The sequence below is a fragment of the Paenibacillus woosongensis genome (assembly GCF_030122845.1).
Lineage (GTDB): Bacteria > Bacillota > Bacilli > Paenibacillales > Paenibacillaceae > Fontibacillus > Fontibacillus woosongensis_A.
Genome location: NZ_CP126084.1, coordinates 4983701 through 5004587 on the forward strand (window position 1 = coordinate 4983701; position 20887 = coordinate 5004587).

The window sequence follows — 20887 nt, forward strand, 5'->3', positions numbered from 1 at the left end:
CAGATCATGGCCCCCGCTTGTTAAATCGCTTACATCGCAAACCTTCCAATCTGCTATAATGCAAATGGAAGCGATAACAACATGCGTGTGGGGTGGAACATGTATAATCTGTTGATTGTTGATGATGAGGCCGAGACGCGTGAAGCCTTGTCGAGCTATTTTCCATGGGGTGAGGTTGGATTCGAGGTCATCGGCCAAGTCAATAACGGACAAGAAGCGCTACAGTTCATCTCGGAAAATGATCACGTCGAGGTGGTCCTTACCGATATCAAAATGCCAGTCATGTCTGGCGTTGAATTGGCGGAGCAGCTGTACATCAACCATCGGCACATCAAGATTGTCTTTATCAGCGGTTACCGGGACTTTGAGTACGCTCAAAAGGCGCTGCACTACCGTGTGAAAAACTATGTGCTCAAGCCCGCCAAATACAATGTGCTTATGGAGGTATTCCTCGAAATCAAAGCGGAGCTCGAAGCTGAACAAGCAAGGCTGGAGACCCAGCCGGCCGAGGAGCAGCCCAGAAACGACGAAAGCCTGATCATTCATAAAATAAAATCCTATGTCAAAGAAAACTATAAGGACGCTTCCCTGGAAGAGGTAGCGCGGCTTGTCCATATGAACGCCAACTATCTCAGCTTCTTTTTCAAGCAAAAGACGGGACAGAACTTCTCTGATTATTTGATAAGAACCAAAATGGAGGTCGCTGTTCATTTGCTGCAGGACGTCAGCTACAAGACGTATGAAATTAGCGAAATGGTCGGATACAGCAATGCCAAAAATTTCACACGCACCTTCAAAAGCTATTATGGCAAAACGCCAAGCGAGTATAGAAATGGCCCGGTCGCACCATGAGGGAGAAGTATTTCATCAAGCATCTGGCAACCTTCCTCATACCGCTGCTTGTTCCGATCGTCATTTTCGGCGCCTTGTCAACGGTGACGTCGCAGCATGACATCAAGGCCGATATAAATCAGAACAGCAGCTTTCTGCTGCAGCAGTCGCAGACCCAGCTGGAGATGATTCTGAATGAGCTGGATACGCTATATTTGGCACTCTATGACAATAAAGATATTTTTAACGAGTTGTCGGCTGTGCTGGTCAATCCGTACTATACCTACGAGAGCTCAACGTCCAACCGGATTATCTCCAGCTTCTTGAATGCTTTTACCAGCTCCAAGCCTTATATTCAATCCTTCTATCTATATGTCGATAATCCGAACCAGCGCTTCCTCTCCTCTGTCGACGGTCTGGTGACGCTGGATCATTATTACGATACGGCCTGGTATGAGCAGTTCATGGCCTACAGTGGACCGCCTACTAAGTGGACTGTGCGGAGGAATATCCGCTTCTATGATTTCGAGACGAATCCTACGGCGATCGTGACGTTCTATAACGTACTGGTGCCGCAGAAGATCGGGATTATTCTAAACATCCGCCCGAAATACATCGAGAGCATTCTCGATGACATTACAACTTATGAGGGGCAGCAGCTGCTTGTGCTCGATGAAGAGAACAACGTCATCTTCTCCAACCACCACGGGGACTTGTTTCAGGATAAGGACATCGAGTGGATCGCAGGGCAATCCTCGGCGTTCTTCGATATGAAGACCTCGCAGGGGCTGGTCAATATCACCAAAGTCGAGTCGGAGCGCTACAAGTGGAAATATGTATCGGCCATTCCCCATTCCGAGCTGTACAAGACCCCGACGCGCATTTTCAAATACACGGTGCTCTTTGTGGCGATAGCGGTGGTGTGCGGACTGATTCTTACATATTACGTCGTTAGCCGCAATTACAAGCAGCTGAGAATGATTCGGATGCTGATCAAATCGGCTGAGGATCGCCATGTGCCCTTGAAGCCGCCGGGGAAAGTGAGGGACGAGTACTCCTATATTCTGCACAATATGATTACGCATTTTATTGAGCACCGGTATATCCGAACCCAGCTTCTGGAGAAAAAATACCGGCTGCAGTTCATGGAGCTGCTCGCCCTGCAGTCGCAAATCAACCCGCATTTCCTTTATAACACCCTGCACTCGGTGTATTGGGAATCGGTCGCCTTGACGGGCAAACCTAACAAAGCCAGCGAAATGATCGAGGATCTGTCCGATATCCTCTCCTACTCCTTCAGCGAACCGACAAAATCAGTCACCTGGAAGGAGGAAATCGCCAATGCCGTCAGCTATGTCAACATTCAGAAGAAGCGATATAAAGATAAGTTCGACGTCATCTTCGAGTATGAGGAGGAGATTACACAGCTGTTTACGATGAAGCTGCTCCTGCAGCCGCTTCTTGAGAACAGCATCTACCACGGCATTAAAGAGAAGGAAGGTCCCGGATTGATCAAGGTGAAGCTTGTCCGACAGGAAGAGCGGCTGCGCATCACTGTTATCGACAACGGCATTGGCATCGAACCTGGAACGCTGGCAGAAATCCGGAGCCGGCTCGATTCGGACGAGGAGCGGACGAAGCATGTCGGCATGTTTAATACGAACAAGAGGCTGAAGCTGATGTACAACCATATGTACAGCTTCCAGATTCGCAGCAAGCCGGGCCTTGGCACCATGGTTGAGATGATTCTCCCTGTACAGGAAGTGCGGCATGACTGATCATGCCGCACTTTGAATTTAACTGGGGCGTCGCTTTGTTGTTGACTTTATTTGCACACTGTTTACACATATTGGGGCGTAAGTTCGTTCCCAAGGCCTTACACTTTGTTCTGCTTGCGGTACTGCAGCGGGGAACGCTTGGCAATCTGCTTGAACACCCTGCCGAAATGAGCGATGCTGTCAAAGCCGGTCTGCTCGGCGATGGCCGTTATTTTATCCTCCGTTTCCTTCAGCAGCGTCTGGGCTTCGCGGATTCGCACGTAGTTCAAATATTCGATCACCGTGAACCCTGTCGTTTGCTTGAAAATGCGGCATAAATACGTCTCGCTAATGTAAAAATGTTCTGCGATGCCTTCCAAGGTCAGCCTCTCGGCGTAATGTGCATTCAAATATTCGAGAATGCGGTAGACCCTGCGCTGCTTCTCGCTAGACTCCGGAAGAACAGGCTCTGTAGCCTCCTCCCGCATGCGGCCGATCAGAATAAGCAGCTGAAGCAGCAGCGCCTGCAAATACGGCGTATAACCTGTGGCAGCTTCCCTTTGCTCTCGCAGCATATCCTGGAGAATATCGACGATTCGTCCTTGCTCGTGCACGTCCGGCCGCAGCAGGAAGCTCTCTCCCTGAAACAGCGGCAGATCGCCGACGCCTAACCCCAGCAGCGGCTCCAGGAATGAGTCCTCAAAGTTGATCAATATCCGCTCATGCGTGGAGCGGCCTTTGCTCGTTGTCCGGTGCAGCTGGTTCTTGTTAATGAACAGCAGATCGCCGACCTGCAGGGCATATATCCGGTCGTTGACATAGTAATATCGTTCCCCGGCCAGCAAATAATAGATTTCGTAGCTTTCATGAAAATGGTCGGAATCCATATTGAATGTTCCCGTTCGTTTGATCTGCTCGACATCAAAAAAAGGTACGATATTCATAGAACATCCCTCGCCGCAAATTTAGGATAATATATGCATACTTTTTAGTGAAATGACTAAGAAAAGCTTAGATTTTTGCATTTCATATACTATAAGATAGATTCAAACCAATGTAAATGGAGTGATCACCTTGTCCAAGAAGAAATATGTCATCGTAGGTGTCGGAGGCCGGGCTGAATTTTTCTATAGTGAGCTGATTACTACGTATAAGGAAACCTCGGAGCTGGTAGCCATTTGCGACGTCAACCAGACGAGAATGAACTACACGAACAAACTGTTGAAGGACAAATACAACTATCATGAAGTACCAACATACAAAGCGGAAGACTTTGACCGGATGATCGAGGAAACGAAGCCGGATTACGTACTGGTATGCACGATCGACCGCACGCACCATAAATACATCGTTCGGGCCATGGAACTGGGCTGTGACGTCATTTCCGAGAAGCCGATGACCGTGGACGAGGAGAAATGCCAGGAAATCTTCGACGCCATCGAACGGACGGGCCGTGATCTGCGCGTGACGTTCAACTACCGCTATGCTCCTCATAATACGAAAATCCGCGAAGTCATTATGGACGGAACGCTGGGCGAAATTCTCTCCGTCAATTTCGAATGGCTGCTGAACACCCAGCACGGGGCCGACTATTTCCGCAGATGGCATCGCGACAAACGCAACAGCGGCGGACTGCTCGTGCATAAATCTACGCACCATTTCGACCTGATGAATTTCTGGCTGGATTCCAAGCCGGATACCGTATTCGCCATGGGCGACCTGCGCTTCTACGGCAAGGAAAATGCCGAGAAACGCGGAGTGACCGAATTCTATCAGCGCGCCTATGGCAGCAAAGCGGCTGAGAACGATCCTTTTGCCCTGCACCTCGACCGTAATGAGCACTTAAAGAGCTTGTACCTCGATGCCGAACATGAGGACGGGTATCAGCGCGACCAAAGCGTGTTCGGGGATAACATCAGCATCGAAGATACGATGAGCGTCATGGTGAAATACAAAAATAAAACCGTCATGAACTATTCCCTGAACGCCTACTTGCCGTGGGAAGGCTTCATTATCGTGTTCAACGGCACGAAAGGACGCATGGAGGTACGGGTTACCGAGCAATCCTACGTCAATTCCGGCGGCAAGAAAGAAAACGAAGGCGCGCTGGAGGGCATGGACATCACGATCTATCCTCACTTTGCCGAGCCTTACAAAGTCCAGGTCGAACAGGCCTCCGGCGGCCACGGCGGCGGCGATCCGGTCATGCTGCGCGACATCTTCGACAAAAAACAGGAGGACCGCTTCAACCGCGCTGCCTCCCATATCGACGGCGCCATGTCCATCATGACGGGCATTGCCGCCAACCGCTCGATCCGCACCGGTCAACCGGTGAAGATCGATGATTTGTTCAAAATATAGGCAGACAAAAGAGCCTTCGCTGCAGAGCACTGCGGCGAAGGCTTGTTGTAAACCGGGTCGCGGTTGTTATGCGGTACTCCCCGGGTACTGGTGCTGGCCAAGACGAATTTAGTTAACCCTTTGCGCTTTCTTCACGGCCCCCTAAACTGCTGATTTATGACTAGGGTCAGGTAACTAGATGTATTTCATGCAGTTAGTTCAACGCCCCTGGCTGTGTTAGAGGGAACTAACTGCATGTTTTACATTTAGCACATGTATTTTCTTATAAAATTGCTTAGCTAGATGTATAAAATACACTTAGTTTTTAAGTTACATGAGCTTCTAGAAGGCGTATAGCCTCGTCAAAAAGCAAAAACCCTCCACATACCTGGAGGGCTCTGCATTATCTTCACCTTCAAACTTCACTCATGTTATTTCCATTCAGTCCTGCTCAAAACCTGCGCTACCTACTCAGTCTATTTGATGCCTTCTTGCACTTCTTTGGCCATTTCCGGTACGGAGATCAACCCGCCGCCGGACAGGTACCAGTAGCTGGCATCAAGATAGATGATTTTGCCGTTCTTGTAGGCATTTGTTTTCTTCACCAGATCGTTCTCCACCAGCTTGGATGCCGGCTCTGCCTCCTGGCCTCCTTCGCTAACTACAGCGTCGCGATCAATGACGAACAGATAGTCCGGATTCTTCTCCGCTACAAACTCGAAAGAGATGCTTTGTCCATGCGTAGATACTTCAATCGTATCGTCTGCAGGCGCGATGCCGAACTCATCGTGAATAATGCCGAAGCGGGAGCCCGGGCCATACGCGCTCACTTTGCCACCCGTCGTCAAAATAACAAGTCCCTTGCCTTCACTTGCAGCCGCTTGCTCGTTGATGGCCTTAACGGAATCCTCGATGGCTCCCCATTCCTGACCCACTTCAGCTTCTTTGCCGAATATTTGTCCCAGGATATCCAGGTTCTCCTTCATGGATTCCAAATACTTTGAATTGTCTACGCCCAAATAAATCGTTGGAGCAATTTGACTCAATTCATCGTAGGCTTCCCCCGTACGCCCGGAAATAAAGATCACTCCCGGCTTCATCGCATTCAGCTTCTCGAAATCCGGCTCTTTCAGCGTGCCGACATTGGTATATTTGGAGTCTTCATATTTCTTCAGGTGAGGCGGCAGATTGGATTGCGGCACTCCTGTCACTTCTACACCCAGCTTGTCGAGTGATTCCAGCGTACCGTAGTCGAACACAGCGATACTGCCCGGATTCTTCTTCAGCGTTGTCGTTCCAAGCTGATGTGTAATCGACAGCTCTTCATTATCGGCGGGAGCTTCCGCCGCAGGAGCCGATGTTTCAGGCGCATTGCCGGCATTCCCCGCAGTATTTCCTTTATTCGCGCCACAAGCTGCCAGTACGAATACTAAAAACAAAGACATAACCAGTAAGGATAATTTCTTGTTCACTACAATTCACCTCATTATTATTTTCGCGATGGCTGCCCATCTGTTATGTGAAATAGACGCAAATCTTATTGCCCCCGATCGTTTCGATCGGAATGTCCATGTCATATACTTCCCTAAGCACATCTTGATCCATGATTTCGTCGGTCGTCCCCTCTTTGACGATTCTTCCGTCCTTCAGAGCCACGATATAATCCGAATAACAGGACGCAAAGTTGATATCATGGATCACAAGCACAACCGTCTTGCCCAGTTCATCCACGAGCCGGCGCAGCACCTTCATGATCTGCACGGAATGCTTCATGTCCAAATTATTGAGCGGTTCGTCCAGCAGAACGTATTCGGTATTCTGGGCGATAACCATGGCGATGAACGCCCGCTGCTTCTGACCGCCGCTGAGCTCATCCAGGTATTTGTCTCTCATCGGTTCAAGATCCATGTAGGCTATAGCCTCATCGACGTATTTCACGTCCTCCTTCGTCAGCTTCCCTTGCGAATAAGGGAACCGTCCGAAGCTGACCAAATCCTTGACCGTAAGCCGAATGTTGATATGGTTCGATTGCTTCAAAATCGAAATTTTCTTCGCCAGCTCATTGCTTTTCCAGCTGCCGATTTCCTGGCCGTCGATGACGACCTCACCCTCATCCTTCGTAATTAACCGGCTGATCATCGACATCAGCGTGCTCTTGCCGGCTCCGTTCGGGCCGATAAACGAAGTGATTTTCCCTGGGGCGATGTCGACGGATACGTTGTCGACCACCTTTTTGCCGCCGTATTTCTTTGATACTCCCCTGACCTTTACCACGATTTGTTCTCCTTCAGCAGTAGATAGATAAAGTACACCCCACCAATAAAGTTAATGATGACGCTTAGTGAGGTGGAGAAAGTAAACACTCTTTCCACAACCAGCTGCCCACCGACAAGGGCGATAATGCTAATTAAGGATGCCCCGGCAATCAACTGCCTGTGACGGTAAGTGTTCAGAAATTGATACGCCACGTTGGCCACGAGCAGCCCAAGGAAGGTAATCGGTCCAACCAGCGCCGTCGAAATGGAGATGAGAATCGCCACAACAATCAGCATCCGCTTCACAACATCATCGTAGCTGATTCCCAAGTTGACGGCGTGATCCCGGCCCAAGGCCAGAACGTCCAGATATTTATTGAATCTGGCAAAATAAATCCCGGTCAGGAACACTCCAGCCAAAGCGATCAGTAAAATGTCCGAATTGATGTTGTTGAAGCTGGCGAACATTTTATCCTTAACGATCAAAAATTCGTTAGGATCAATCAGCTTCTGCATAAAAGACGACAAGCTGGAGAAAAACGTGCCAAAGATCAAACCGATCAGCAGCAAATAATAAATGTTCCGGCCTTCCCTTCGGAAGAGCATCTGGTACAAGAGCAGCGCGAACAGCACCATGAATCCTACCGCCAGAACGAACTGCATGTTCTTGCTCATCAGCGTCAGCGCCGTAGAGCCGAATACAAACACGATAATGGTCTGCAGGAGCATATACAATGAATCCAGGCCGATAATGCTCGGCGTAAGGATGCGGTTGTTCGTAATCGTCTGGAACACAACGGTGGAAAACGCTATGGCCGTTCCTGTGAGGAGGATGGCGATCAGCTTCTTGCCTCGTTTAGGGAGGATATAGTCCCAATGGCCTCCTGCATCAATCGTCATGAACAACACGGCAAGCACGATTGCGAGAATGGCCAAGGCTGCTATTTTTGTTCTAATGCTCATATGTCTTTCTCCTCATTAGCAAGTACAGGAAAACGCCGCTGCCGATAACACCCACGGTCAGGCCGATGGGCACCTCATACGGGTAAATGATGACCCTTCCCAGAATGTCGCACGCCAGAACGAATACAGCTCCTAGCAGCGCCGTACCCGACAGGTTCTTCTTCAGGTTGTCCCCTTGGAAGATCGTCACCAGATTCGGCACGATGAGGCCGATGAAAGGAATCGAACCTACCGTCAGCACAACAACCGAGGTGACCAGCGCCACGATAAAGAGCCCTATATTGACGACCTGCTTATAATTCAGGCCAAGATTGACGGAGAACTCTTCGCCCATGCCCGCAACCGTAAATTTATTCGCATAAAAATAAGCCGCGGCTACAAGAGGGACGCTTATGTAAAGAAGCTCGTACCGTCCCTGCATGACCATGGAGAAATCACCAAACAGCCATGCATTCATGCTCTGAATCAGATCATACTTGTATGCGAAAAATGTCGTCGCCGAGCTGACAATTCCGCCGAACATCAACCCGACCAGCGGAATGAAGATCGAATCCTTGTATTTCACTTTGTCGAGTATTTTCATGAAAATGAGGGTACCAAGCATCGCAAACACGAAGGCAACAGCGATTTTGCCAAGCGGTCCCGCAGAAGAGAACAGAAGCATCGATACCATGATGCCGAACCCTGCGGAATCCATTGTTCCCGCCGTCGTAGGCGAGACGAACTTGTTGCGCGTCAGCTGCTGCATAATTAAACCGACGATGCTCATGCTTACCCCGGCGATAATAATGCTGATCAGTCTAGGAAACCGGCTAATTCGCATGATTTCCCACTGTTCCGGATCTAGGCGAAGCAAGTCCATCAATGAAGTCGTCTTGGCTCCGATCAAGAGCGAAACGACGGATAATACGATTAGCGCTGTTATCAGATATGTCTTCTTCATTTCAAGTCCTTAGTCTCGTCCCCCTGATCAGAGGAACTTAATGTCATTGCCGGCAAGACCATTGTTAATAATGATATTCATTATCAATTAGTTTAAATTATACATAGGCGCTTCCAGCCTTGTCAACCATTTAAATTTTGAAACTTCAGGCAGGACAAGGTCTGAAGCGGATTCTTAACGTTGCTGCAGGCTGATCTGCCGCCGCTTTCCAGTTTTTCTTCGCCTGCCTTAACTCACAATATTGCATAAAAATACATGTCATTCTCAATTGCATTCTCAGGTACAATAGCAGAAAAAAACTTGCAGGCTGCGTCCTCTGCCTCTAGGGACGAACCTGCAAGCTGCCTTACGATTAAAGGCGGGCTCTAGGCTCTAGATGATAGGCCCTGCCCCTCCTATTTCAAACTGATCCGGCGATGCTCGCGCGCCGATGCCAGCGCCGCTTCCAGGACGCGCATGCCTTGAACAGCATCCTCAGGCGTGAAGCGCTGCGGCTGTATTCCGAATACGGCCTTGGCCAGATCATCGACCTCCATAGCGTAAGGATCAGTCTTGTCTTCACGACCTTCCAGCCGGCTCTGGCCGCGGATCGTTACTGTATAGGAAGCATCCTCCTCATCTCCGACCGTAAAAGCATGCGGGATGTCAATGCGCCCTTCGCTGCCCACAATTTCCAGCAGCTGGCGATGCTCCGTCCACATACCGCAATCAAAGGTCAGCGCCAGGCCATCGGCAAATTCCAATATGCCCACAGCCATCATATCCACACCATGCCGAATTGCTCGCCTACCGACTGGCTTTTCTCCAAATTCCGGCTCGCGACCGCAGCCAAAACGCCTTACTCTGACTTTTGAATCGCCGGCATAACATCTTTAATCGCTATACCTGCACATTCGAGTATTCCAAATCGAAGCTTCTTATCCATCATCCTCTTCCCCTTTCTTGTAAGCGCTTAACTGTCTCCATTGTACAATCCCCTATACACGAGTACAACGAGCAGCCAGGCAAATGCCTTCCTCCATCATGGGAATCCCCCTAATTGGACATAGTAATGAGGGCAGCATGACCTTGCAGCAAAGGAGGCTAAAGCCAGGATGGACAGTACGCATGAATTCGTGGAAAAACTGCATGACAAGCAGGAGAAGGATCGCCGCAACAAAGAGAACCATGGCAAAGGCAATCCTGCGGGCCAACTGCCTACCAAGCAGCACGGCACGCAAAAATAAACCGCCAACAGGCTTAAGGGGCCTCTCCTCGGTATTTAAGGAAGGGCCCCTTAAGGTCTGTTATGGTCTAGCCTATTTCAGCCTGACGGGCTACTGCCGCTTCTCGCTGGCAATATATTCATTCGGAACATCGCCGCCGTGCGTGTTGTGGTTCTTGAACTGGCTCAGGCGACCGTTCCCGCCCTCTCCGCCGTTGCCCATGGTCCGGTTCTGCCCATTGCTGCTGCCATTCCCTTTGGGCTTTTGAATTTCCAAATTGGGATCCGTCATCATCAAACGCCTCCTATGCGAAATGTCTAACCGACTGAAGACTGCTATTGGAAACTAAAATCAGCTGTCTCCCGGTAGGGTTCGTCATTGAGGAACGTTTTATGCGTCGGGGCCGGGACTATTCCTTGATCGTCACTTTCACCGGCGAGTATTCGCCAATCACGGTCTGCCCATGCACGGACACGCTGCCTTCCGGCGTTAAGTCCTTCTCCGTCATGATGCCGAGCGCAATCGTAAATTTGTTGAACTTGACCGGAACATTCTTTTCCCGCCGGATCTCATTGCCGTTCACGTAAAAAGTGACCTCGTCCTCGGCCCGGTTATACGTGATTTTATAGTTATTAAACTCCCGTGCCTTGAAGTCGGTATCCTCCTTGAACACACAGAAGAACCGCGTCTTATCGCTCGGCGGCACCTCTACGCCGGGGAAAGGAAGCACCGCGTACACGCTGGCGTACTTATCGTTGCCGGCAAAGAAATCCAGTGCCGCCCCTGTCGTGAAATCCAGGAGGTTCAAGGACACGTAGCCGTCATAGAGGTCGCCCGGTACCGTGTTCTGTGTACGAGCCCGAATATCCAGCTCGAAGCTGATTTCCCCGTTCTCCGGCACTGCAAACTCCTCGACGGAATAATACATGTGCTTGGCATTGTCCAATATTTGCACATGGTCATGCTTCCGGCTGAGCGGGGCGCGGACATATAGTATGCCATTGCGCACAATGACGACCGCGTCCGGCTCGCGGTATTCCCAGAACGTGCCGTCCGGCAGGGGGAACCCGCCGATTTTCCACACCTGTCCTTCATTCAGTATCGTATGAAAGTCGCCAATCACCCGTTGCTTGTCCACTTGTATCGTCTCGCTTTCTTGATGTTCTGATTATTGCAAAATCCCTTGCAGCAAAAGCGCCGCCATCATCACGATGCCGCACCGCACGGAAGCCTGCAAAGAAGCCCCCATCAGCGGCAAATAGGCTGCCGGAGCGTTGTGCTCCTTCAACCTTCCATAGACCCGGTAGAGCGGAATTGCTGTCAATATCCCAACCAGCGCATATATCGGCAGTATGCCCATTGCGATGCAAAGCAATAAACAAACAAAAGCCAGTATGAGCAGCAGTTTGGAAAAACGCAGCGCCCGCTTCTCGCCCCACACGACGACCAGCGTATTTTTGCCTGCCTGCTTGTCCGCCTGCCAGTGCAGGAAATGATGATTGAACAATAGCAGCGTAGTCAACAGCCCGATCGGCAGTGACAATAGCGCAGAACGCAGACTCAAATCTCCGGTCTGCACATAATAAGAGCCCATAATGGGCAGGACGCCGAAGGACAGCAGGATTGCCACTTCACTTAATCCTTTGCCGCGGTATCCGAACTGAATCGGAGGCGCCACATAATAATAAGCGATCAGCCCGCCAAGGCCGCCGAATACAAGTACCGGCCAGCCGCTGTAGAGACTGAGCACGATGCCGCACAGCACCCCGAGTCCCAGCAAAGACCAGGTCAGCCGTGCAAAGGTCTTCTCGGACATCATGCCTCCAGCCAGGAATCCGGAATTGGTGGAAATCACCTCCGGTGTATTTTTCGCCGCCGTATCCGCACCGCTCCGGAAATCCCACAGATCATTAATCATGTTCGAGAACAGATGCGCCGCTCCCGCGCCGACCAGTGTGATGATGAAGAGTACCGGATGAAATTCCCCTTTCCATACATAAGCGCCCAGCGCTCCAAGAAAAACCGGAATCAGCATGACGGGAATGACCTGAAACCGGGATGCCTTTCTGAACAATGTCCATTTATTCATCCTCCGCCTCACGCTCCTCCAGATAAAATGATCAACCAAACTGTACATATTGATTATACATGAACTGTTTTGCTAGACCAAAGTCCAGTTTTTTTCTTCCCCAGAGACCGAAGATGGTGTTCAATTAATGTAGTATGCTTATCGTAAATTCAATACATATGCAAAGGAGATTCAATATGAATCGAATGTCTTGGCTTGGACCGTTAATGATTTTAGCGGGCGTTTACTTGTTTTTCTTCCAAAAAGAAGCGATATCAATGGGCAGCCTGTTCGGCAATTTCTGGCCTACCCTGTTCGTCATTCCGCTAGGCCTTTTCTTCCACTGGATGTACTTCTCCCTTACCGAACGCCGCGGTGCAGGCCTGCTCATTCCCGGGGGCATTCTGTTTACGGTCGGTATCGTCTGCCAGCTCTCTACTCTGTTCGACAGCTGGGGATATCTGTGGCCCGGGTTCATTCTCGCTCCGGCGGTCGGCCTGTTTGAATTCTACTGGTTCGGAAACCGGAACAAATGGCTGTTGATCCCCATCAACATCCTTGGGGTGATGTCTTTGCTCTTCTTCGCGGTCATTGCGTTCGGCACACTGTACAACCGTGTAGTATTCGGACAGCCCGTGCTTGCGGTTGCCTTGATCGCCATCGGCGCAGGAATCATGTTTGCCCCAAAAAGAAACAAATTTTAAAATGGTTTGACAACAGGTTAGTCTCCTCTATATAATCATTTCAAATATATCCAACGTTGGATATTCGATTCCATCTCTAGATCGCAAAGGATGATAATAAGGTGACTAACCTGATCTTGCTGGCCCTGCTGCGGGAACGGCCTATGCACGGCTACGAGCTCCAGCAGCTCATCCAGACGAGCCGTATGGATACCTGGACGAATCTGCTGTCAGGCTCGATTTACTACGCCCTCAACAAAATGGAACAGGACGGTCTCCTGCGTACGGAAGCGGAGGAACGGACGGGCGCGCGCTTGCGCAAAATATATGCGATTACCGAAGCCGGAGAAGAAATGTTCCAACAGATGCTGCGCCAATCGCTGACCATAACCCCACACTCCGTCAAATCCGATTTCTCCCTTGGCTTGTTATGGATCGAGCATCTGCCGCCGGAGGAGGCCCTGGGCCTGCTGCAGCAAAACTTGCGCCAGCTGGAAGAGACACTCGACCTGTGGCGCGTCGGCAGAGAGATTAAAGGGCAATACGGCCTTTCGCCTTTTGCCGAGGCCTCCTTTGACAACGCCATGGCGCTGCTGGAACTGGATATCCAATACGTGGAGCGCATTATCCGGCTTGTAGAACAAAGAAAGGCAGCAGATGCCTAGCCGCCTGCAGCTGCATCGGCAAGAAGCCTGCTCACGGCACAGTAAGTGCCATGTTTTGCAGGCGATTTTTTCACCATATTATCCAACGTTGGATATATAACGTTGAGCAAAGGAAGTGGATATGTCGATGAACTACTTGATTCAAGCAGATGGACTGACCAAAGTGTATAAGAAAAGACACGTTATCCAAAACATCAGCCTGACCATTTATCCCGGCGAAGTCATCGGGATCATCGGGCCAAACGGAGCGGGCAAGTCGACGATGCTCGATTTGCTGCTCGGGCTGCGCCGCCCAGACCAAGGCACGGTGACATACGGGCATCCTGAGCTGTATCGCCGGATCGGCGTCCAGCTGCAGTCGACTCCGTTCTTCCCCGGCTACAGCGCCCTTGAAAATATGCGCCTGTTCGCCGCCTTCTACGGAGTCAGGCTGAAAACGGACGCCATCATGGGCCTTCTCGCTCAATGCGGCCTTGAGGAAGCTGCCAGAACCGATGCCCTCCGCCTGTCCGGCGGACAGCAGAAAAGGCTTGCTATTGCCATGACCCTTGTCCATGATCCCAGCCTCGTGTTTCTCGATGAGCCGACCGCTGCCCTCGATCCGCGGGCACGCCGAGAAATCAGGGAGCTTATTGCGCTGCTTGCCAAGAGCGGAACATCCGTCGTATTCACCTCGCATGACATGGAGGAAGTATACAAGCTGGCTACGCGAATTGTGATGATCGACGGTGGTATTCTGCGGGCAGATGGCCGCCCGGAGGATTTATTGAATGAATATGGAGCTTCTGGTTTGGAGGAGCTATACGTCCAACTAACAGAACCCATCCGCAAGGAGGAAGGGGCATGATAACCGTATTTACAACAATGCTGCGGGGAATGCTGCGCGACATGCACACTTTATTCTGGACGATCGCCTTTCCGGTTTTACTGCTGCTCGGCCTGGGCCTGTACTTTCAGCAGCCGGCCTATTCGGTCAAATTGCTCGGCGGCATACTGGCGATGAATGTACTGTTCGGCGCGACGATGGTGACTGCCTTCAACGTTATGTCGCATCGTAATCGCGGCGCATATAAACTGCTGCGCGCTACCCCTTTCTCAACCTCGGCCTTTGTTGCCGCCATGACCGCTGCGAGAACCGCGCTATCCCTGATCGTCAGCGCTGTGATTATCGCTGCTGCAGGGCTGGTTCTCGATGTTAGCCTGAGCCCCTTGAGCCCGCTGCTTATGCTTGTCGTTCTGCTTGCCGGGACCGTCTGTTTCACGGCGATCGGCTTCATCGCAGCCAATCTGTCCAGGGATGAGAGCAACGTCAACATGATCTCGAATCTGATCAGCTTCCCGATGCTCTTCACCAGCGAAGCCTTTTACAGCCTGCAGCAGGCTCCGGCATGGATTCAGATCTTCGGTTCGCTTCAGCCTTTTCACTATTTCGTCCAAGCGATGAATCTAGCCCTTGATCCAATAGGTTCACTGCCGGAATTCGGCATCTCTATGCTGATCCTGGCCGTCTTCACTGTCATCTGCCTCGGAGCTGCCGTTCTGACCTTCCGCTGGGATAACGAAGCGCCGGCACGCCGGAACTCGGCAGCAACAATGTCAGGCGGCAGCCCATCCTAGCTAGGTATTTAAACAGCATGCTGGTCCCATCGCCGCCCGCGGTACTAACGCCTCTCCACTACAACATCATGATCGCGGCAAGGCCGAGGGCGACGATGCGGGCGGCATTGGTCAGCATAAAGTTCTGCACCGACAGACCGAAAGTAAACTGCTTGGTCGGCTGATCGGCGAACCGTTTTATATTTTTGCGGACCGGCAGGAACGTAAAGAGCACAAATGCCACAATAACCGGATGGACGCGAAGCGCGCACAGCACGATCAGATCCAGATAGGCAGCGTAGTAGAGCATTTTGAACAGGATCATCGCATTCGGACGGCCGATGTAGACGGGAAGCGTGTACCGTTTGTTCTCGATATCATCCTCCATATCGCAAATATTGTTCGCCAGCATAATGTTGGCAATGCCAAGAATCGCCGGGATGGACACGAAGAAGACCAATATAACCTCCACAAGCTGAACCTGCAGCACAGCAGTCCCTCCAGTCAGCGTTAAGGAAGCAAAGCGTTCTCCGACATGAATGTAAGCCGAGATGAAGATGATGACAAACCCCATGAACAGTCCCGAGAAAATTTCCCCTAGCGGCATGCGCGAAATGGGAATCGGGCCAAAGGAATACAGAATACCTACGGCAAATGACAAACCTCCGAGCAAGAGCAGCAGTAGTCCGACCTTCAGAAACAACAAGATGCCTGCACCTACGGCCAGCGTCAGCAGAATCGCGATGACCGCAACCACGGCGGACGGTTTGATGTTGTACTGTACAATCGCATTATGAACTTCATAGCCGTAGCCGTGCTTCTTAACCGCCTTGCGGTAATCGTAATAATTGTTGATCGCCGTCGTTGCCATATCGAAGCTCAGCAGGGAAACCAGCATCAATCCAAAATGGGAGGCATTGAACTGCTGAAACCGGAACAAAGCATACACCGTGCCAAGCAAGAATGGAATCATACTGGCGGCTTTCGTTTGAATTTCCACCAGCTTCAAAAACTTTTGAATCGCCATAGTACCCCCCTTTTAGACCATCTATAGTTTTGTTTCCAAATTAGTCTGATCTTTAAAAAGAGGATATCTCATATTTTAAATATTTTCTGTTTCATAAGTCATTGACACGCATCCATTTTTCATTCCATAGTCCCATTATCCTGACCGTTATGACCGCTGTTTTCCGCGTAAAAAAAGGGTTTTCCCCGAACTATGCCGAAATGTAGGTATTACGGATTATTATTTCCTCCGGGGGAGGACCACATGATGACCATAAGAAGACATTTCTCTTATACAACAGGCATCATCTTTCTAGCGGGACTCGGGCTGGCACTGCTCAGTGAGTATCATCCTCTTCACTTGATCTTCGGTATTTCGCTCGTATTTACGAATTTGGTGCTGCTTCTGCTCACCCGTCTGTATGGCGCAGGCTGGGGGCTGTTCACTGCTACGCTTGTCTATGCCGCTTCCATTTTCGTGTGGGGCAATCCGCTGTTTCAAGGGGTTCTATGGTTAGAGATTGTCTTTTTGTGCCTTTCAACACATTGGGGGAAACGCATTCGAACGACCATCGGAGCGGACTTCATTTTCTGGGTCGCGGCGGGTATCCCGCTTTTCTTCCTACTATATTATTTATCCTACCGCAGCCTTTCGATCGAGACATGGCTAATAGCGGCCATCTACATCTCGAATGGATTGTTCAACGTACTGGTCGCAGATGCGATTTGGGAATACCTCCCGAGTAAGTATTTTTACATCCACCGGGCGGACAGGGACAAGCCCATATATCTGAACAAGCTGCTGTACCATATCTTATTTCTTGCTATTGCCCTGCCATTTGTGTTCTACCTGCTCATGAACAGCAGAAATACATATGATTCCGTTCGCTATAACTCACTGCAGGTGGCTCTGCATACGTCAAGCAGCATTTCTAGCGAGCTCGATCGCTGGAGCCCGGATGACATCCGCAGGCTCGAACATCCTGGCAAAGGCGGTCTCGAGGAACTACAGCGTGTGATTGAATTCTTCTCGGCCGATCGGAGCTATCATATTATGGTGCTCGATCCGCGGCATGAACAAATCGTTGCAGATAGCGGAAATGATTCCCCTCAGCACTCGGTAACCCAGCTGCTGCCTTTGCCGACCAACTCGGTGATCCAGGGAGATTTATACCTGCATATGCCTGAGAAGCGGCTGCGATTGCTGCCGAATCAGGAATGGCAGGAAGCCAGCTACATTTACGGAACGACCCTAAAGCGCGTACCCTTCATTCTGTACGTGATGGTTCCTCTGCAGCCGTATCAGGAGCAAATCTACAGCCAGTACTTGACGCAGTTCATTTATTTTCTGCTGTTCATGATCGCGGCCGCGGTGGCCAGCAGATGGGTTACCCGCCGCCTGGTTCGGGGACTGTCAGAGCTTGCCGACATTACGACTGGACTGCCTAGCAAGGTGTATCATTCGCGCAGCCTCGAATGGCCAGAGAGCCGGATTTATGAGATCCGTTCGCTGACCGTGAACTTCCGGCAGATGACCAATAAATTGCTGAGCATGTTCCAGGAGTCGCTCACGAGCAACCAGCTTCTCCAGGAACAGACCTTCCAGCTGCAGCAATCCGAGAAGAAGCTGCAGGAGCTGGCCTATTACGATGGCCTGACCGGACTGCCCAACCGTCTGCATTTTACGGAGTATATCGGTTCCCTTGGCATTCATTACGGTCCAGAGCATTCCTTTGCCGTCATGTTTGCCGATTTAAACCGCTTTAAGCAGATCAACGATACTTTAGGCCATGAGACGGGAGATATTCTCCTGCAAAAGGTAGCCTCCCGCTTCTCGCTGCTGGTTAGCGACCAGCTCCGCGTGTTCAGGCTTAGCGGGGATGAGTTCGTCTTTGTCTATCATTTTCATGATACCGCTTCCGTTCAGCAGGCCGCTCAAGCAATCTGCGATGCGCTTAACGAGCCCGTTACGATCAACGACATCGTCCTGTACGTCTCCGTAAGTATTGGGATTAGCATCTATCCTTACGATGGCGATAATCTGGACTTAATTATGCGCAATGCGGATATCGCTATGTACGTAGCCAAAGAGCAAGGGGACAGCAGTTATCATTTCTATGATCAAATGATCGAGAACCAGCGCTCCGAGAACATGAAGCTGGAGAACAGCTTGCGCAGCGCCCTTCTGACGGGTCAGTTCTCCCTGAATTATCAGCCGAAAATCGACGCTCATACAGGCCGCATCAGCGGTGCCGAGGCATTGATTCGCTGGGTTCATCCGGCATACGGATTCGTTCCTCCAGACAAATTCATACCCCTGGCCGAAACGTCGGGCATTATTATGGATATCGATGAGTGGGTCGTCACTGAGGCATGCCGCCAGAATAAAGTCTGGCAGGAGCAAGGACTCCCGCGGTTCCCGATCGCGGTCAACCTTTCTGCACGGCATTTCTATCAAGGCAATTTGATCGGAATGATTTCCCGCGTACTGAAGAAGACCCGGCTGGATCCACGGGATCTCATCCTCGAAATCACCGAAGGCTCGCTGATCAAAAGCGCGGAATATGTCATCAAGGTCATGGCGGATTTGCGGGCAATGGGTATCACCATTTCCCTGGACGACTTTGGCACCGGCTACTCCTCCCTGAGCCAGCTCCAGCGTCTGCCGATCCACGAGATGAAGCTCGACCGCTCGTTCATCCAGGGGCTCGCCCATGATCCGAAGAAATCGGCCATTGTGCGCGCCGTCATCGAGCTCGGCCATCATATGGAGCTGAATATTGTGGCCGAAGGAATCGAATCGCAGGAGGAGCTTCACTACCTGCGGAACCTGAAATGCGATCAATTCCAAGGCTATCTGTTCAGCGGCCCACTGCGGGAGAAGGAGTTTGCCCGGTTCGTGAAGCAATGGAACGGAAGCAAATGGATCGGGTGACCCGCAAAAGCAAAACAAACAAAACCTCGCCGCTCGGCGAGGTTTTAACTTATAATTCCGCGTTTATGCTTCATGCGAAGCCACGCCTTCCTGCTGCGATAAATACTGCCGCACCCGGCTCTTCTTCGCCCCGTACATCGCTTCATCCGCCTGCCGGATCATTTCCTCCAGGTCCCCGGTGCCGCTTGGCGCCACACTGAAACCGATACTCGCACCGGCGGTCAGCCGATAACCCTGATACAAATACCCTTCGGACAGGCTCGCTTTAATGCGGTCAGCCACCTTAACCACCCGGGTTTCGTCTATGTCTACCAGCAGCACGAGAAACTCGTCGCCGCCGAGGCGGCATACCATATCCTGCTCACGCACAATGCCGGTCAGTCTATTCGCAATGTCCTTTAACAGCAAATCCCCTGCATCATGGCCAAAAGTGTCGTTCACTTCCTTGAAATCATTCAGATCGATAAATAGAACCGCCAGCGAAAACTTTCCCTGACTTGCATATTCTTCGAACCGCTTGCTGAACAGCGTACGGTTTGGCAGCCCCGTCAGCTCGTCATGGTAAGCCAGATGCTCAATCTTCTCCTCCATCTGCTTCCGGTCGGTAATATCGATCATGACGCCTTCAAGACGTACCATATGGTTCAAATGGTTAAAATACGGCGTGCCGCGGTTTTGCACCCATTTTACCGTGCCGTTGCGGCAGATAATGCGGTATTCGCTTACCGCGCTGCGCCGGCCGATAATCATCTCCTGCTGAAACTTATGAAACTGCTCCTCATCCTCGGGGTATACCAATTCATCGAACTGATTGGAATTGCTTCTGAACGACTTGGCGGAGAAGCCAGTCAATTGCTCGAAGCCATCCGACACATCGGCCTTCATCGTGCTTAAATCAAGCGTCCAAATGCCGATAGAGACGCTGTCCAGAATCGTTCTCAGCCGTTCTTCGCTTTGTCCCGCCCGGCGCCAAAGATTGCGCGTAAGCTTCGTATGAATCACCGAAAAGGCTGTAATAAACACGCCGTAAGAGATTAAATAAGACACTTCCCTGCCCTGCAGACCAGGAAAAAGCACCTCCGAGTAGGCAAAGAAAAAATACACCGAAGAGAGGATAAATAGAATCCCGGAGAGGAGCACCGCCCGAAAGTCATGATAAAATAAGCTCAGAAGAGGTGCAAGGGCCATGAATATAAAATTCGGCAGATAAGGATCGCCTGTGATCAAAAAGTAGAAGAACACAAAGAGGAAACACACAGTCAGCAGCATGGTGAAAGAGGCCCAGCGTTTCTGCAGCACTACCCCTGTCAGGAGCGCAAGCAGAATCAGTCCGACCAGAGGATATACGGGAGCCAGCTTCCCTTCGACAATCAGGTTAATGATATTGGCAATGGCAAAAAATCCCCATAATATTTTCAGCATCAGCATGTTTTTTTGATGGATGAGTTCAGCTTCTTTATGCATTCATTTCACTCTTTCCTTGAATAGGCATAATGAACTACGTGTTAAATTATAGTATACCTGATCAGCATTTTTTTGCTAGACGCATCTTAAGAAATGGACATCATTGACAACGGACAGCGCCCCATCCCGCTTCTTCGGCTGGATGGGGCGCTGTGTCTACCTTCTATCTATTTGGGC

The 20887-nt window shown here is 50.7% G+C and carries 20 protein-coding genes; 9 read left to right on the top strand and 11 right to left on the bottom strand.

The features are described 5' to 3' along the window. Positions 1 to 99: 99 nt before the first annotated feature. On the top strand, positions 100 to 852 hold the full coding sequence (locus QNH46_RS22920) for a response regulator transcription factor (protein ID WP_283926167.1): 753 nt from the start codon (positions 100 to 102) through the stop codon (positions 850 to 852). Next, on the top strand, positions 849 to 2609 hold the full coding sequence (locus QNH46_RS22925; RefSeq protein WP_283926168.1) for a cache domain-containing sensor histidine kinase: 1761 nt from the start codon (positions 849 to 851) through the stop codon (positions 2607 to 2609). Before QNH46_RS22920 ends, QNH46_RS22925 begins: the two co-directional genes overlap by 4 nt. A gap of 98 nt (positions 2610 to 2707) precedes the next feature. On the opposite strand, the gene QNH46_RS22930 is transcribed toward QNH46_RS22925, so the two are convergent. Beyond that, positions 2708 to 3532 (bottom strand): helix-turn-helix transcriptional regulator, encoded by an 825-nt coding sequence (locus QNH46_RS22930; RefSeq protein WP_283926169.1) that lies wholly within the window; start codon positions 3530 to 3532, stop codon positions 2708 to 2710. Positions 3533 to 3662: 130 nt separating this feature from the next. On the opposite strand from QNH46_RS22930, the gene QNH46_RS22935 reads away from it, so the two are divergent. Next, on the top strand, positions 3663 to 4949 hold the full coding sequence (locus QNH46_RS22935; protein ID WP_283926170.1) for a Gfo/Idh/MocA family protein: 1287 nt from the start codon (positions 3663 to 3665) through the stop codon (positions 4947 to 4949). Between the two features lie 455 nt (positions 4950 to 5404). On the opposite strand, the gene QNH46_RS22940 is transcribed toward QNH46_RS22935, so the two are convergent. From QNH46_RS22940 to QNH46_RS22960, 5 genes are all read right to left on the bottom strand, one after another. Continuing rightward, complete coding sequence (locus tag QNH46_RS22940; RefSeq protein WP_283926171.1) at positions 5405 to 6400, bottom strand: siderophore ABC transporter substrate-binding protein; 996 nt, start codon at positions 6398 to 6400, stop codon at positions 5405 to 5407. 43 nt (positions 6401 to 6443) lie between these two features. After that, on the bottom strand, positions 6444 to 7202 hold the full coding sequence (locus tag QNH46_RS22945) for an iron ABC transporter ATP-binding protein (RefSeq protein WP_283926172.1): 759 nt from the start codon (positions 7200 to 7202) through the stop codon (positions 6444 to 6446). Continuing rightward, positions 7196 to 8146 (bottom strand): iron chelate uptake ABC transporter family permease subunit, encoded by a 951-nt coding sequence (locus QNH46_RS22950; protein WP_283926173.1) that lies wholly within the window; start codon positions 8144 to 8146, stop codon positions 7196 to 7198. The genes QNH46_RS22945 and QNH46_RS22950 overlap by 7 nt, the downstream gene beginning before the upstream one ends. After that, positions 8136 to 9089, bottom strand: coding sequence for an ABC transporter permease (locus tag QNH46_RS22955; protein WP_283926174.1), 954 nt, complete (start codon positions 9087 to 9089; stop codon positions 8136 to 8138). The genes QNH46_RS22950 and QNH46_RS22955 overlap by 11 nt, the downstream gene beginning before the upstream one ends. Positions 9090 to 9484: 395 nt before the next feature. Continuing rightward, positions 9485 to 9847, bottom strand: a complete 363-nt coding sequence (locus QNH46_RS22960) for a Gfo/Idh/MocA family oxidoreductase (protein WP_283926175.1) — start codon at positions 9845 to 9847, stop codon at positions 9485 to 9487. Positions 9848 to 10183: 336 nt separating this feature from the next. On the opposite strand from QNH46_RS22960, the gene QNH46_RS22965 reads away from it, so the two are divergent. Beyond that, complete coding sequence (locus QNH46_RS22965) at positions 10184 to 10315, top strand: DUF4023 domain-containing protein (protein WP_283926176.1); 132 nt, start codon at positions 10184 to 10186, stop codon at positions 10313 to 10315. 90 nt (positions 10316 to 10405) lie between these two features. On the opposite strand, the gene QNH46_RS22970 is transcribed toward QNH46_RS22965, so the two are convergent. The 3 genes from QNH46_RS22970 to QNH46_RS22980 all read right to left on the bottom strand — a co-directional run bounded on the left by QNH46_RS22970 (position 10406) and on the right by QNH46_RS22980 (position 12383). After that, positions 10406 to 10585, bottom strand: coding sequence for a hypothetical protein (locus QNH46_RS22970; protein WP_155612251.1), 180 nt, complete (start codon positions 10583 to 10585; stop codon positions 10406 to 10408). A gap of 118 nt (positions 10586 to 10703) precedes the next feature. Further along, the gene (locus tag QNH46_RS22975) at positions 10704 to 11432 is read right to left on the bottom strand and encodes a DUF6081 family protein (protein WP_283926177.1); all 729 of its coding nucleotides are present in this window, start codon (positions 11430 to 11432) and stop codon (positions 10704 to 10706) included. 30 nt (positions 11433 to 11462) lie between these two features. Continuing rightward, the gene (locus QNH46_RS22980; protein ID WP_283926178.1) at positions 11463 to 12383 is read right to left on the bottom strand and encodes a prenyltransferase; all 921 of its coding nucleotides are present in this window, start codon (positions 12381 to 12383) and stop codon (positions 11463 to 11465) included. Positions 12384 to 12559: 176 nt separating this feature from the next. On the opposite strand from QNH46_RS22980, the gene QNH46_RS22985 reads away from it, so the two are divergent. From QNH46_RS22985 to QNH46_RS23000, 4 genes are all read left to right on the top strand, one after another. Further along, complete coding sequence (locus QNH46_RS22985) at positions 12560 to 13066, top strand: hypothetical protein (RefSeq protein WP_213591257.1); 507 nt, start codon at positions 12560 to 12562, stop codon at positions 13064 to 13066. Between the two features lie 101 nt (positions 13067 to 13167). Beyond that, the gene (locus tag QNH46_RS22990) at positions 13168 to 13710 is read left to right on the top strand and encodes a PadR family transcriptional regulator (protein WP_283926179.1); all 543 of its coding nucleotides are present in this window, start codon (positions 13168 to 13170) and stop codon (positions 13708 to 13710) included. A 127-nt stretch (positions 13711 to 13837) separates the two neighbouring features. Continuing rightward, positions 13838 to 14557, top strand: a complete 720-nt coding sequence (locus QNH46_RS22995; protein WP_283926180.1) for an ABC transporter ATP-binding protein — start codon at positions 13838 to 13840, stop codon at positions 14555 to 14557. Further along, the gene (locus QNH46_RS23000) at positions 14554 to 15327 is read left to right on the top strand and encodes an ABC transporter permease (RefSeq protein ID WP_283926181.1); all 774 of its coding nucleotides are present in this window, start codon (positions 14554 to 14556) and stop codon (positions 15325 to 15327) included. Before QNH46_RS22995 ends, QNH46_RS23000 begins: the two co-directional genes overlap by 4 nt. A gap of 58 nt (positions 15328 to 15385) precedes the next feature. Here the strand turns inward: QNH46_RS23000 and QNH46_RS23005 are convergent, their stop codons facing one another. Continuing rightward, positions 15386 to 16333, bottom strand: coding sequence for a 1,4-dihydroxy-2-naphthoate polyprenyltransferase (locus QNH46_RS23005; protein ID WP_283926182.1), 948 nt, complete (start codon positions 16331 to 16333; stop codon positions 15386 to 15388). Positions 16334 to 16579: 246 nt separating this feature from the next. Here QNH46_RS23005 and QNH46_RS23010 point away from each other — a divergent pair, with 246 nt between their 5' ends. Beyond that, positions 16580 to 19246, top strand: coding sequence for a putative bifunctional diguanylate cyclase/phosphodiesterase (locus tag QNH46_RS23010; RefSeq protein WP_283926183.1), 2667 nt, complete (start codon positions 16580 to 16582; stop codon positions 19244 to 19246). A 63-nt stretch (positions 19247 to 19309) separates the two neighbouring features. Here the strand turns inward: QNH46_RS23010 and QNH46_RS23015 are convergent, their stop codons facing one another. Then, the gene (locus QNH46_RS23015) at positions 19310 to 20710 is read right to left on the bottom strand and encodes a sensor domain-containing diguanylate cyclase (protein ID WP_283926184.1); all 1401 of its coding nucleotides are present in this window, start codon (positions 20708 to 20710) and stop codon (positions 19310 to 19312) included. Positions 20711 to 20887 lie beyond the last annotated feature (177 nt).